Origin of the sequence: Pseudomonas brassicacearum subsp. brassicacearum, from assembly GCF_008801605.1 — a bacterium.
Lineage (GTDB): Bacteria > Pseudomonadota > Gammaproteobacteria > Pseudomonadales > Pseudomonadaceae > Aquipseudomonas > Aquipseudomonas brassicacearum.
In genome coordinates, this window is record NZ_VZPJ01000007.1 from 270,567 (window position 1) to 284,881 (window position 14,315).

The window sequence follows — 14,315 nt, forward strand, 5'->3', positions numbered from 1 at the left end:
TAACAGTGAACCGCGTTATCGTTCATCGCGGGCAAGCCTTGCTCCCACAGGCACTCGCCCCGGCACGAAATGGCTCACATCATTGAACCCCGGCGTCGAAGCATGCCCCGGCGTCACCAGCGAATCGATGAACGCTTCATCTTCTGCGCTGATCTTCACCGATTGCGCCTTGGTGTACGAATCCCACTGCTCCTCGGTGCGCGGCCCGACGATGGCCGAGGTCACGGCGCTGTTGTTCAGCACCCAGGCGATGGCGAACTCGACGATGCCCACGCCGCGGCCCTGGGTGTATTGCAGGATCTGCTGGGCAATGCGCAGGGACTCGACCCGCCATTCGGTTTCCAGGATGCGTTTGTCCTGGCGTCCGGCACGGCTGTTGGCGTCCGGCGCCACGTCCGGCGCGTACTTGCCGCTGAGCACGCCTCGGGCCAGGGGGCTGAACGGCACCACGCCGAGGCCGTAGTTCTGTGCCGCGGTGATCTGCTCGGTTTCCGCCTGGCGGTTGACGATGTTGTACAGCGGTTGGCTGATCACCGGCCGGTCGATGCCCAGGCTGTCGGCGATGCGGATCACCTCGGCGATGCGCCAGCCACGGTAGTTCGACAGGCCCCAGTAGCGGATCTTGCCTTGGCGAATCAAGTCGCCGATGGCCGACACGGTGACGTGCAACGGCGTGTTGTGGTCTTCGCGGTGCAGGTAATAGATGTCCAGGTAATCGGTGCCCAGGCGCGTCAGGCTCGCTTCGATGCCATTGAAGATGTGCTTGCGGCTCAGACCGCTGCGGTTGGGCATGCCGTCCGGCGGGCCGAAGCCGACCTTGGTGGCCAGCACCCATTCCTGGCGGTGACGGGCGATTGCCTCGCCGACGATTTCCTCGGAACGGCCGTTGGTGTAGACGTCCGCGGTATCGATGAAATTGATGCCCTGGTCCCAGGCCTTGTCGATGATCCGCAGCGAATCCTCGGTGCTGGTCTGTTCGCCGAACATCATCGTGCCCAGGGTCAGCGTCGAGACTTGCAACCCGGAATGGCCTAGCGTGCGGTAGCTCATGACAAGATCCTTTTATCCATGGGGAAAGATTCAATCAAACCCCAGAACCACCGCACGGATCAAACAGAATTCTCAAACACCCCAATCAACTGTGGAACTACCTCTGTGGGAAAAAAGGGTGTCAGGCCCTTAGGGTACGGGTCATGCGCAACGCCAGCAGGCTGCCGCAGACAATCACGCCCGCCAACAGGTACAGCGCCGCGTCGGTCGAGCCGGTGGCGTCCTTGACCCAACCCACCAGGTACGGGCTCAGGAATCCCGCCATCTGCCCCATGGAGTTGATCAACGCCAACCCACCGGCCGCCGCGCCCGCGCTGAGCAGGGCCGTGGGCACCGGCCAGAACATCGGCAGGCCGGTGAGGGCGCCCATGGTGGCGATGGACAGGCCGATGATGGCGATGGCCGGGGTGGTGGCGAAGTTGACGGCGATCAGCAGCCCGACGGCGCCCATCAGCATCGGCACGACAAGATGCCAGCGGCGCTCCTTGTGCAGGTCCGCCGAGCGGCCCACCAGCAACATGAACACGGCCGCCAACAGGTACGGGATTGCACTCAGCCAACCGATCACCAGGTTATCGCCAAAACCCAGGCTCTTGATGATCGACGGCAGCCAGAAGTTGATCGCGTACACGCCGCTCTGGATGCAAAAGTACACCAGGCCGAAGGCCCAGATCGCCGGGTTCTTGAACACCGCCAACAGCGAGTCGGTGGCGGTCTTTGGTTTGTTGGCCAGGTCTTCGGCGTGGTCGGCGGTGAGCACGTCGCGTTCCTGGTCGGTCAGCCATTTGGCGTTGGCGAAGGTGTCGCTGAGCAGGAAGAACGCCAGCGCCCCGAGGATCACCGTCGGAATGCCTTGCAGCAAAAACATCCACTGCCAACCCGCCAGGCCGCCCTGGCCGGCGGCGAAGTGGTTGAGGATCCACCCGGAAAACGGACTGCCCAGCAGGCCGGACACCGGGATGGCCGACATGAACAACGCCATGATCCGGCCCCGTCGGAACGTCGGGAACCATTGCGAGAGATACAGCACCACGCCAGGGAAGAACCCGGCCTCGGCGGCGCCGGTGAACAGCCGCAAGGTATAGAACTCGGTGGGGGTAGTGACGAACAGCAGGCACGTCGACAAGGTGCCCCAGGTGATCATCATCAGCGCGATCCAGCGCCGTGGACCGAACTTGGTCAGGGCCAGGTTGCTTGGCACGCCGCACAGTACGTAGCCGATGAAGAAGATCCCGGCACCGAGGCCGTACACGGTTTCGCTGAATTTCAGGGCGTCGAGCATCTGCAACTTGGCGAAGCCAACGTTGACCCGGTCGAGGTAGTTGAACAGGTAGCAGATGAAAATGAAGGGGATCAAGCGCAGGGTGATGCGCTTGTAGACGGTATTTTTTTCGTCGGGGGTAGCCAGGAGGGCTATTGCGCTCTGGGACATGGCGGGTCTCTCATTATTATGATTTTTGCGAGCCAAGGGGTAACGTTGACCGCCCCTTGAGTCTCGGCCAGCCCAGGGGGCCGTGTCTTTGTGCCAGAGCACAGGGTTTGAATGCAGACCCTGTGCGCCTGACCAAACCCATGCCTGGAAACAACAATTCACGCCGCTTGCAAGGAACACCGCCCATGTTCGAACTCGATCACGACCTGGCGCAGGACATCGTCGACCGGGCGATGGCGATCCTGCCGTACAACGTCAATGTCATGGACAACCAGGGCTTGATCCTCGGCAGCGGCGAGCGCGAGCGGGTCAACACCCGTCACGAGGGCGCGCAACTGGTCCTGGCTAACGGTCGGGTGGTGGAAATCGACGAGCACACCGCGATGCACCTCAAGGGTGTGCAGCCTGGGATCAACCTGCCGCTGATGCTCGATCAACGGCTGATCGGCGTCCTGGGCATCACGGGTGAGCCTGCGCAACTGCGCACTTACGCCGAGCTGGTGCGCATGACCGCCGAGATGTTGGTGGGACAGCGTAACCAGCAGGCCGAGCAGCAATGGCGCCGCCAGCGGTGTGATGACTTGCTGGCGCTGCTGTTGGGCGATGCGGGGGATTCGCCGCGATTGTTGGACGAAGCCCGGCAAATGGGCCTCAAGCCGCAATTGTCGCGGGTGCCGTATCTGTTCGAACTGGGCCTGGAACATGGGCCCGGGCAGACCGTCGAGACGTTGAGCGCGTGGTTGATGTCGCGCTACCCGGACAGTTGGTGCCTGACCTCGTCCAAATCTTCCTTGCTCTGGTGCCGGCCGGTCACCGCCTCGGTGGAGAACGAGCGGTTGCTGGGCAAGCTCGATGGGCTGGGCTGGAACATCCTGCGGATCGCAGTGGGCGGGCAGGCTGAAGGGTTGGCGGGCTTGCGGCGTTGCTATCGGCGGGTGGCTGATCTGCTGGCCTATGGGCGTGATGTGTTGCCGCAATCGCGCCTGCTGGCCCTCAACCGCTATCGCCTGCCGGTGCTGCTCTGGCGCCATCGCAGCGACGATGCCCTGGACGAACTGCTGACCCCGTTGCGCAAGGTCATCGCCAAGGACAGCAACGGCCAACTGCTCGCCACCCTGCGCAGTTGGTGCGAGCACGACGGCCAGAGCCAGGCCTGCGCCGACGCCCTGGGCATCCACCGCAACAGCCTGCGCTACCGCATGGAACGCATCGCCGAACTCAGCGGCGTGGACCCGTTGCGCCTGGACGGGATGCTGGCGTTGTACCTGGGGGTGCAGCTATTGCCGCAGACCGCCGATACACCCACATAACCCTGTGGGAGCGAGCCTGCTCGCGATGAGGCCGGCAGCTTCAACCTGAATCTTCCTGGAAAACCGGTATTTGTGAATTTGAACAATAATACCCGGTGTCTTTTGTGCAGCGGACCGGCGTCACGGCTGTGGTCAGCTGGCAGCATGCTGTGCATCGGAACCGGAGAATAATATGAAAATAGTCATCGCCCCCGACTCGTTCAAGGACAGCCTCAGCGCCCAGGGCGTCGCCGATGCCATCGCCCAGGGGCTGGCCGAGGTCTGGCCGGATGCGCAGTTGATCAAATGCCCGATGGCCGACGGCGGGGAGGGGACGGTGGAGTCGGTGTTGGCGGCCTGCAACGGTGAGTGGCGCCACACCCGGGTTCGTGGTCCGTTGGGTGTTGCCGTCGAGGCGCGCTGGGGCTGGTTGGCCGAGAGTCGCACCGCAATCATTGAAATGGCCGAGGCCAGTGGTTTGCAACTGGTGCCGCCGGGGCAACGCGATGCCTGTTCCAGCAGCACCTACGGCACCGGCGAGCTGATTCGCGCAGCCCTCGATGAAGGCGCCGGGCGGGTGATCCTGGCGATCGGTGGCAGTGCCACCAACGACGCCGGAGCCGGTGCGATGCAGGCTCTGGGCGTGGTGTTGCTGGATGACCAGGGCCGTCCCCTTCCTCCCGGCGGCCTGGCCTTGGCGAACCTGGCGCGTATCGACCTGAGCGATCTGGACCCACGCCTGGCCCGGGTCAGCTTCGAGATCGCCGCCGATGTCGATAACCCGCTTTGCGGCCCCCATGGCGCGTCCGTGGTTTTTGGTCCGCAGAAGGGCGCCTCGGCTTCTCAAGTGCAGGCGCTGGACCGGGCCCTGGGGCATTTCGCCGAACATTGCGCGCGGGCGTTGAAAAAGGATGTGCGCGACGAGCCGGGCAGTGGCGCAGCCGGCGGCCTGGGGTTCGCGGCCAAGGCGTTCCTGGGGGCGCAGTTTCGTACCGGCGTGGACGTCGTAGCCCAGTTGACCGGGCTTGCCGAGGTGGTCAACGGCGCCGACCTGGTGATCACCGGCGAAGGCCGTTTCGACGCCCAGACCCTGCGCGGCAAGACCCCCTTCGGCGTGGCCCGCATCGCCCGCCAGCACGGCGTACCGGTGGTGGTCATTGCCGGCACGCTGGGGGAGGGCTACCAAGCGCTGTATGAACACGGCATCGACGCCGCCTTCGCCCTGGCCAGCGGGCCGATGACCTTGCAGCAAGCCTGCACCGACGCCCCGCGCCTGCTGAGCGAGCGTGCCCGGGACATTGCACGGCTTTGGCGGGTGGCGGCGCGGTAGACCCAACGGACGCGTGGACCTGTAGTAGCCATGTAGGAGGCCTGTAGGAGCTGTCGAGTGCAACGAGGCTGCGATCTTGTTTCAGGCAGTCGAGTCAAAAGTGAAAGATCAAAAGATCGCAGGCTTCGCCAGCCCCTGCAGGAAATATTTTTTTACATAACCCTGCACAAACCCTAAAGCCCAGCCGATAACGGGTTAAGCGTATACCCCCATAACTCCAATCAGTGCGCTTGCCGGCATGGATGCTCGACCCAACATTTCGAGGTCTTTCCATGTCCCTACGCAGCCTGAATATCGCCCCCCGAGCCTTTCTCGGCTTCACCGTCATTGCCTTGCTCGTCGTTGTGCTCGGCGTGTTTGCCGGTAGTCGCATGTCGATCATCCGCCAGGCCTCGCTGGACATGGAGCAGAATCAACTGCCCAGTGTCGGCTACCTGGGCAATGTGATGGAAAACGTGCTGCGCATGCGCATCCTCTCGTTTCGCATCTTGGTCAACCGGGACCCGGCCAGCCTGAAAGAGGCCGAGACCCGCATCAACGTGCTGGTGGAAAAGCTGCACAAGGCCAATAACAGCTACGCCGCGCTGCCGGCCACTCCGGAAGAGACCGAGCTGTACAAGGCCTTTTCGGCGACCCTGGAAAAATACCTGCAAGCCCAGCAGGAAATGCTTGAACTGTCGCGACAGGACAAGGCCGACCAGTTGCGCAGCCTCATCAATACGCGAATCAAGGAAGGTACCGACCTGATGGGCGAGCAGCTCAACAAGCTCATCGCGATCAACGTGGCCGGCGCCAGCGAAGCATCGGCCAAGGCCGGTGAAAACTACAGCAGCGCCATCACCGGCATCATCGTTGTCTCGATCATTGCCGCACTGGCCACTGTCCTGCTGGCCTTGCTGCTGACCCGCAGCATCGTCGCGCCGCTCAACCGGGCATTGGAGGCGGCCCGGACCATCGCCGGTGGCAACCTGGTCCAGGTCATTGCGGACGATGGCAAGGATGAGCCGGCGCGTTTGCTTCAAGCCTTGGCCGTGATGCAAGACAGCTTGCGCAAAACCATCGAGCAGATCGCCGGTTCCGCCACCCAATTGGGCGCCGCGGCCGAAGAACTGAGTGCAGTCACCCAGGAATCCTCCCGCGGTCTGCAACAGCAGCACAACGAGATCGAACAGGCGGCCACGGCAGTCAACGAAATGACCGCTGCGGTCGAAGAGGTTGCCCGTAACGCGGTGTCCACCTCCGAAGCCTCGAACCAGTCGACCCAGGCCGCCCAGGAAGGCCGCACGCGTGTGGTCGAAACCGTCGACGCGATCCAGACCATGACCCACGATGTGCAGGCGACCGCCTCGATGATCGAAGGCCTGGCGGTCCAGGGCCGCGACATCGGCAAGGTGCTGGACGTGATCCGCGCCATCGCCGAACAGACCAACCTGCTGGCCCTCAACGCCGCCATCGAAGCCGCCCGCGCCGGGGAGGCCGGACGCGGTTTCGCGGTGGTGGCCGACGAAGTCCGGGCCCTGGCCCATCGCACTGCGCAATCGACCCAGGAAATCGAAAAAATGGTCGCCGGCATCCAGAACGGCACCGGCCAGGCCGTGCAGTCGATGCAGCAAAGCAACCAGCGTACCCAAAGCACTCTGGAAATGGCCCGCGCCGCCGGAGTGGCCCTGGAGCAGATCACTCAGTCGATCCATCAGATCAACGAACGCAACCTGGTCATCGCCAGTGCGTCGGAGGAGCAGGCCCAGGTGTCCCGTGAGGTGGACCGCAACCTGGTGAACATTCGCGACCTGGCGACTCAATCGGCCAGCGGTGCGAAACAGACCAGCGACGCGACCCACGAACTGTCGCGCCTGGCGGTGGGGTTGAATGCGATGGTGGCGCGGTTTGTGATTTGAGATAGGGTTGAGGCTGGATATCGCGCAATCAGGAGAGATACATGCGCTTCTCAGTCTTGACCCAACGCATCACCGGCGATGGTGCCGCCGCCTGGCAGATTCACGACCGGGCGCTGGCCATGCGCGAACAGGGCATGGATGTGTTGTTGCTGTCGGTGGGCGACCCGGATTTTGACACACCGCGCGCCATCGTCGAGGCCGCTGTCACCAGCTTGCGGGCCGGCGACACTCACTACTCGGATACTCGTGGCCTGCACTCCCTGCGGGCCAGCATTGCCCGACGCCATCAAGCACGTAGCGGCCAACCGGTAGGCGCCGGGCATGTCACGGTGCTGCCCGGAGCGCAATGTGCTGTCTACGCGGTCGCGCAATGCCTGCTTGACCCTGGCGACGAAGTGATCGTCGCCGAACCCATGTACGTCACCTACGAAGCGGTGTTCGGCGCCTGCGGGGCGAAAGTGGTGCCGGTGCCGGTGAGCCCGGAAAACGCTTTCCGGGTCCAACCGGCCGACGTCGCTCGGCTGATCACCCCGCGCACCCGCGCCATGCTGCTCAACAGCCCCAACAATCCCTCCGGCGCCAGCCTGCCACTGCCGACCTGGCAAGCACTGGCGCACCTGTGCATCGACCATGACCTGTGGCTGATCAGCGACGAGGTCTACAGTGACTTGCTGTACGAAGGCGAACACATCAGCCCGGCCGGACTGCCGGGCATGGCCGAACGCACGGTCACAATTAACAGCTTGTCCAAATCCCACGCCATGACCGGTTGGCGCGTCGGCTGGGCCATCGGCCCCGAAATTCTCGCTGGACATTTGGCGAACCTGTCGCTGTGCATGTTGTTCGGCTTGCCGGATTTCGTCCAGCGCGCCGCCCAGGTTGCGCTGGAGCAGGATTTGCCTGAAGTGACGCGGATGCGCGAGGAATATCGCCAACGCCGGGACCTGGTGTGTGCCTTGCTTGACGACTGCCCGGGTCTCAAACCCGTGCGGCCCGATGGCGGCATGTTCGTGATGATCGATGTGCGCCAGACCGGCCTGGCGGCCCAGGTGTTTGCCGAGCGGCTGCTGGACGGATATGGCGTGTCGGTGCTGGCGGGGGAGGCGTTTGGGCCGAGTGCGGCGGGGCATATTCGGGTTGGGTTGGTGGTGGGACGGGGAGAGCTGGCTATCGCCTGTGGACGAATTGCAGATTGCGCCGCGCAATTAGTAAACCCGCCTACCTGACAACTAAGTAAGCGCAAATCCCCTTCTGAGCCCATTTGTAATGGGGGAAGGCACTCGTCTGCAGTGAGAGGGGGGCGCCCCCCTCGTTATCTGTTTGATCCCTCTATCCGTTTGTCCAAGCCTCGGTTCTTTTCGTTTATCCGATGAACGGCGTTGCTACCTGTCAGATCTGACAGTTGGAAATTATCATCATCCCGCGCTAAATGCCCTTACGGACTGGGGAAATTTCGATTGAAGTCTTTGATAGGGTGATCGCGATGGCTTCGCAAGAAGAAAGTCGGGAACAGAGTACGAATAGCGAAGTTCAGGCGAAACCCCTCTCGGTGGAAGGCATAAATGATAATGATCTGGAAGGTCATGTGCCTCGCGAAATATTGCAGCGGGGGACACGAATTGTTATCCCGTATTGGATTGATCCGCGTCCCAATGATGAACTCTGGATCACCTGGCTTCAAGATGGGCTGGAAAGTCGGCTTTATACCATGTTTTATCCAGTGCCCCTGACGGTGAATTTTTTATATTTCGACTTGACGCCTCAACATTTAGCCAAGGATGGTGTGGCGTATGTTTATTACAAGGTATGGAAGGGGGCAGGTGGCAATGATGATCCATCCCCTCCCAGACAACTCACCATCAATCACACACCGCTCATAATATTAGCCGCGCCAACATTTCCACACGCGACTCTTTGGGGGTATTTGAATAACAATACCGTTCCGCCGTTAACGAGTGGCGCTACGATTGCTGTACCGAGTTTGGCCAATATCGCCGTGCCAGGGGATCGGGTAAAAGTTCAATGGCAAGGCTATTCGAGCTTGAATGGCAGCGGACCGCCAGTGACGGAGACATACGGCGTCTGGGAACGAACACTTCAAGCCCCAGACATATCAGCTGGTTTTGATTTGGTGGTTCCGTTTCAGCCCAATATCAGGCCGCTGATTGATAACGATTCTGCAGTGGTGGTGTATCAACTATTTCAAGGGGGAAAGCTCGTTGCCGAGTCAAATAAAGGGTTGGTGAGAATAGACAGAGTGACACCCGGTGAAAGTAATCCCTCAGCATGAATGTAATTGGAGAGACAACCATGGCTATCAAAATTGTTCCCCCAAAAACTCGTCCTGTGTCCACGCAATCCGGAGTGCTGGACCTAGATTTGGATATTGACAAGTTGGCGGACGAGTCAATCTCAATTGCTGTTCTGGAGTCCGGTGAAATTATTGCAAATATGGAGCGGCCTGTACCGACGGAAGAGGGGGAGGACGACGAGGTTGACATACATTATGCACGGGTAGGAGAAGCGTTAGGCGACGCTAAAAATACTGTACTACTTGGCGCGATCGTTGACCGACCTGCTGGCGTCATACCTATTCCTCTTCCAGCGGCTGACTTTATTGAAGACGCCCAACCCGCAACGCCCACCCGTTGGCAGGTCCAGTTGATTTTTTTTAAGGACGGTGCAGGCAACTATGACTTCACCAATATTGTAGAATTCAACATAGACCGAACGGCACCGTTTGAAGTCAAGTATCCATCACGTAAAAAAAATCCGCCTGCGCCTACCCCGGCCTTTACCAATGCGCCCGTGGATCCCTTGAGAACGGTGGACGAAGCCTGGCTGGCCGCCAACACGGAACTGCAATTTACGGTTGACGTGACCTATCCACTACGTCGTCTCGACGATGTGCTGGAGGTGCATTTTGCCACCGGCGGTACGGATATTGAGGTCTACAACGCGACAGTTCCCGCAACGGGTGTGTTTACGGTGGCGAGCAGTGTCTTGCGAGGGTTGCCGAATGGGCGCATCAACATCCATTATTTTTGGACGGACCTTCCTGGAAATAGAAGCGCAAGCTCATTGCCCTCCGCGCTGTTGACGCTGGGGCTTGCGCTGGATCCGGTCCTGAACAAGCATCCTTTAGTCCCGGTCACTGATCCGAATGGGACGACAACCTTATACCTCGATGATTTTTCCGGCGGCGGGGTGTTGGGCATTGTCGAGCGTTTGCCCATCGATAATGCTGAGCCAGGCGACCAGATAACGTTTTACGTCGAAGAGGCAAATGACCCAACTAATTTCAAGGCGTTTGGCCCCCAACCTCTTGCCGATGTGGATTTGAACTTTACGCTTCCTTATGACGTTGGGCTAAAGGGTATTTTTGGCGCGTCAACAGATGCCTTGGAAGTCAAAGCCTATTTTGAACTGGAGCGCGGTGCAGCAGCGCCATTTCCTTCCCCTCCATTGTTTTTCTGGATGGATCTGTATCCGCCAGGAGGGCTATATCCAGAGTTGCCGGATCTGACCAATCCCGCATTTGCTTTGCCTGTAGTAACGGGGCAGTCGCTGACAACTAACGAGTTGCTGCCAGGCGATCGCGATAAGGCGGGTAAATTCAAAGTTGTGCTCCCCCTCACGCATCCACCGATTTCTTCGGCGGAGACGGTTAAATGTTATGTGAATAATCTGTTGGTGGGCGATTATTCACCCTTTAGTAACGCGATTGAATTCGAGGTGCCTATTGCGGCGAATGCCATAGCCGCGCTTCCGACGCCCAGCGTGCTTGCGCACTGGACACGACAAAAAACCGGGATCGACAAGAACGTAATCAAATCTGAATCCCAGACGGTCATTGTCCGAGGCAGAAGAATTGATCTGCCAGAGCCAACTATCAGAATTCGCAACCCTGCCACCAAGGATCAAATCGACTGTTTTGCAATGAACGACGCAACTACCAACTGGCGTTTGGCTCTTACTATTCCGAAATCGACCATTCTGCCGCAAGGTTTAGTCATTACTGCACATTTTGCGGCTTATACGGATGCTGCTGGAGCTAATTTGATCCCCGGTACGGAAGATTCACAGCTCTATACTATCCAAGACGCAACGACAGTGGATGTCGCTACTGTCGGAAGTGCTGCGGTGTTCAAAGCAGCACAACCGGTGCTCGGTTCTCGTGCATTTGGTAAGTATTGGTACACTGCCGATATTGGTGGTTTACAGACCTCGATACCGGTCATTAAGCCGCTTGATACAATCACCTCCAGCGGCGAGTACTGCGACAGGCTGCCTGTACCTTCACCATGAAGTAAGTATCGCGAGAGGGGCTGACCCTCTCGCGATACTGTTTGGCTGCTGTCTATGAGTTGTATGTTTCAGAGATTAAGGGATTTTTCCTACTTTTGGTGAAGAGATTTCCGACATCTTTCGTTTGGATTGCTGTTTAGTCTTGCGAACGTTTTTTTCGATGACTTCTCTGCTTGAAGAGAGGTTGTTAAATTGATTATGCGGAGTCCCCATGCCTCAATTTCCAACGCTCATAAATCGCAAGAGTACGGGCTATCTGCTTGCCGTATTGTTCCTCGGCACTCCTGCGGTTCATGCCAGAATTCTTGCTCCTGGGGAAAGTGAGACCGTTACTAATCCTCCAGCACCAGAGGTGTGGGCTGTGTCTCAAGGTGGAACATTGACAATAAACAATGCGAGCGCACTCACGATCAGCTCGCAAAATGCCAATGTCATATTCAATGGTGGTCAGAGTGCGCGGATTGACGCTCGCGATGGCTCCGATATCGCGATGACCGGCGCAACTGTAGAAAGCTCGACGGGGAGAGGAGCGTTTGCGCTCAGCGATAGCTCCGCCACGATCCAAGGTAGCACTATTACCAGTACCAACAGCATGGGCCTGCTATTGGGGCGTAACATCAACACCCCAACCGCCTCCAGCGCCACGGTCACAGGTGGAAGCACAATTACCGGACTCGTCGGCGGCGCAAACGCCACGGGCTTCAGCGTCCTGACGGTCAACGATTCGACCTTGCGTGGCACTGGTGCGACCAGTTACGGCGTTCAACTGGAAGGGGCAACGCTTTCGGCGACCGGAAGCACGATCTCCGGTGGTCAGGATGGCCTGCGAATCGGCGTGGACAATACCGGTGTGACTGCCAGCACGGTGACCTTGAATAATACAGTCGTAACGGGGGACACGGGGTCGGCAATTGTCGTTGGCGCCTTCGGTGGTCCTGGTGCTGTCGCGACCATCAACGTACTCAATGGCTCGCAGTTGAACGGCGGCAACGGAACACTGCTTCAAGCCAGCAATACTTCCACAGCCAACGTCAACGTCGATGCAAGCGCTCTACGCGGCGACGTCATAGCCGATACCGGCAGTACGGTGTCCTGGCTGATGCAGAATGGCTCCTCGCTTGAAGGTAATCTGCAGAACGTTACCAACGTCAACCTCAACAACAATAGCACCCTGAACGGTAACGTAATGGCCGTTGCGGGGACAGGGACGGCGGTCAGCCTGAATAACGGTTCAGTGATTAATGGCAACGTGGAGAACGTGTTTGATCTCAAGCTCGACAACAACAGCCAGATGACCGGCGATGTGCTCTCGGATGCCAATGGCACTGTATTGCTCAACAACGGCTCCGTGCTGACGGGCCAGATTACCGACTCGAGCAACCTGAACATTGACAATGCCGCGCAATGGGTGATGACTGGCGACAATACAGTACAGCGTCTGGGCTTGAGCAGTGGTGTGGTCCGCATGGGCACCAATGAGCAGTTCCAGCAACTGAACATAGGTGAGCTTTCCGGTAACGGTACTTTTGTAATGGGCACCGACCTGGGTAACGGCAATACGGACTTCCTGAATGTTACCGGTACTGCCAGCGGGCAACATCAGTTGCTGGTCTCCGCGACCGGGACTACGCCAACCAGTGCCGACGCCGTCAAAATCGGCAACATTGCCGCTGGCGATGCGAGTTTCTCGCTGGGTGGTCGAGAAACGGTCGATGCCGGTACCTTCGTCTACCGCTTGAAGAAGGATGGGGAGGGTTTGTACCTTGATCCCGACCGGGACACCGTCAGCCCGTCCACCAATACCGCATTGGCTTTGGCCGGCAGTGCTCGTAGCGTATTGAACGCAGAGATGAACATGCTCAACGATCAGATCGGTGATCGGGGATTAAGCGCACGGCCCGATGCGTCAATGCGTTCGGCCAGCGATAACGACATCAAGTTGAGCAACAGCGTCTGGGTACGTACTTACGGTAATCAATACAGCGTCGACAACGCCTATGGCGATGGTTACTCGCAGAACCAGAACGGGATCACCGGCGGTGCCGATACATTGGTGGATATTGGCAATCGCCCATGGGTACTCGGTGGTTTCGTAGGCACCAGCCACACCAACATGGATTTGCGGTACGGATCCAGCGCAACGGTCGACAGCGTAAACCTCGGTGTCTACGGCAGTACCTATGATGTCCAGAGCGGTGTATTCGTCAACGTCATGGCCAAGGTCAACCAGTTCAACAATAAAGCCAGGGTCACCATGAGTGACGGTACACGCTCCAAGGGTGAATACAAGGCATTGGGCGCAAGCGGTTCGGTCGCGGTGGGCAAGCATATTCGCTTGCAAGATAACTATTTCATCGAGCCACAGGTGCGAGTCTCGACGGGCGTGACCCAGAGCGATAGCTACCGACTGGACAACGGCCTTGAAGTCAAAGCCGACACTATGCGTTCTGTGCAAGGGAACGTGGGCCTCAGGGGCGGACGCGTGATCAGTCTCGAAAATGGCGGCCTGTTGGAGCCGAGTTTGTCGGCGGGCATTAATCATGAGTTCATAAAGACCAACGAGGTCAGGATCAACGACGACAGCTTCGATGACGACCGCGCCAGCACAGCGCTTGAGTACGGTGCGGGCCTGAAGTGGACGCCGGCCCAACGTAACTGGCAGGTCTCGGGTCAGGTTGGAGGCAGCAAAGGGACAACCGTCAGTCAGGATTGGAGTGGTAGCTTGCGGTTGAGTTATTTCTTCTGATTGAAGAGTTCTGCCTTGAGCGCTGTGATGCCCCGACAATGTCGGGGCATTTTTGTATTCGGGGTAATAATTCGTAGAGGTTATGTGAAATTATGTAAGGGTTTTGCTCGGCGGTAGATGAGGGCGTATATCCTTGGCAGCTTGAGATTCTCTGCGCCTGGCATGCCGCCATCGCGAGCAAGCTCGCTCCCACACTGGTTTTGTGTCGTACCGAACATCCCTGTGGGAGCGAGCTTGCTCGCGATTGTGGCCCCACCAGGCG

9 protein-coding genes and 1 pseudogene are annotated in these 14,315 nt (G+C 59.0%); 8 read left to right on the forward strand and 2 right to left on the reverse strand.

Going from position 1 to position 14,315, the window contains the following annotated elements:
- Nucleotides 1-15: 15 nt before the first annotated feature.
- On the reverse strand, nucleotides 16-1,050 hold the full coding sequence (locus F7R20_RS18175; protein WP_003202978.1) for an aldo/keto reductase: 1,035 nt from the start codon (nucleotides 1,048-1,050) through the stop codon (nucleotides 16-18).
- A 121-nt stretch (nucleotides 1,051-1,171) separates the two neighbouring features.
- Nucleotides 1,172-2,482 carry an MFS transporter gene (locus tag F7R20_RS18180; protein ID WP_003202977.1) on the reverse strand — a complete coding sequence of 437 codons (1,311 nt, stop codon included), beginning with the start codon at nucleotides 2,480-2,482 and terminating at the stop codon, nucleotides 1,172-1,174.
- Between the two features lie 185 nt (nucleotides 2,483-2,667).
- Between F7R20_RS18180 and F7R20_RS18185 the strand changes: the two genes are divergently transcribed.
- The 8 genes and pseudogenes from F7R20_RS18185 to F7R20_RS18215 all read left to right on the forward strand — a co-directional run bounded on the left by F7R20_RS18185 (nucleotide 2,668) and on the right by F7R20_RS18215 (nucleotide 14,053).
- Nucleotides 2,668-3,792, forward strand: coding sequence for a sugar diacid recognition domain-containing protein (locus tag F7R20_RS18185; protein ID WP_003202976.1), 1,125 nt, complete (start codon nucleotides 2,668-2,670; stop codon nucleotides 3,790-3,792).
- Nucleotides 3,793-3,964: 172 nt separating this feature from the next.
- Nucleotides 3,965-5,101, forward strand: a complete 1,137-nt coding sequence (locus F7R20_RS18190) for a glycerate kinase (RefSeq protein ID WP_003202973.1) — start codon at nucleotides 3,965-3,967, stop codon at nucleotides 5,099-5,101.
- Nucleotides 5,102-5,373: 272 nt separating this feature from the next.
- Nucleotides 5,374-6,141, forward strand: a pseudogene (locus F7R20_RS32475) (MCP four helix bundle domain-containing protein); the annotation flags it as partial.
- The gene (locus tag F7R20_RS32480) at nucleotides 6,136-6,999 is read left to right on the forward strand and encodes a methyl-accepting chemotaxis protein (protein WP_371916751.1); all 864 of its coding nucleotides are present in this window, start codon (nucleotides 6,136-6,138) and stop codon (nucleotides 6,997-6,999) included. The pseudogene F7R20_RS32475 and the gene F7R20_RS32480, both read left to right, overlap by 6 nt.
- Nucleotides 7,000-7,040: 41 nt before the next feature.
- Nucleotides 7,041-8,225 (forward strand): pyridoxal phosphate-dependent aminotransferase, encoded by a 1,185-nt coding sequence (locus F7R20_RS18200; protein ID WP_003202968.1) that lies wholly within the window; start codon nucleotides 7,041-7,043, stop codon nucleotides 8,223-8,225.
- Nucleotides 8,226-8,482: 257 nt separating this feature from the next.
- Nucleotides 8,483-9,289: a hypothetical protein gene (locus tag F7R20_RS18205; RefSeq protein WP_013693609.1), complete on the forward strand. Its 807-nt coding sequence runs from the start codon at nucleotides 8,483-8,485 to the stop codon at nucleotides 9,287-9,289.
- 20 nt (nucleotides 9,290-9,309) lie between these two features.
- Nucleotides 9,310-11,307 carry a hypothetical protein gene (locus F7R20_RS18210; RefSeq protein ID WP_003202967.1) on the forward strand — a complete coding sequence of 666 codons (1,998 nt, stop codon included), beginning with the start codon at nucleotides 9,310-9,312 and terminating at the stop codon, nucleotides 11,305-11,307.
- 211 nt (nucleotides 11,308-11,518) lie between these two features.
- Entirely contained in the window at nucleotides 11,519-14,053 is a 2,535-nt protein-coding gene (locus tag F7R20_RS18215) for an autotransporter outer membrane beta-barrel domain-containing protein (protein ID WP_003202965.1), read from the forward strand.
- The last annotated feature ends 262 nt before the right edge of the window (nucleotides 14,054-14,315 follow it).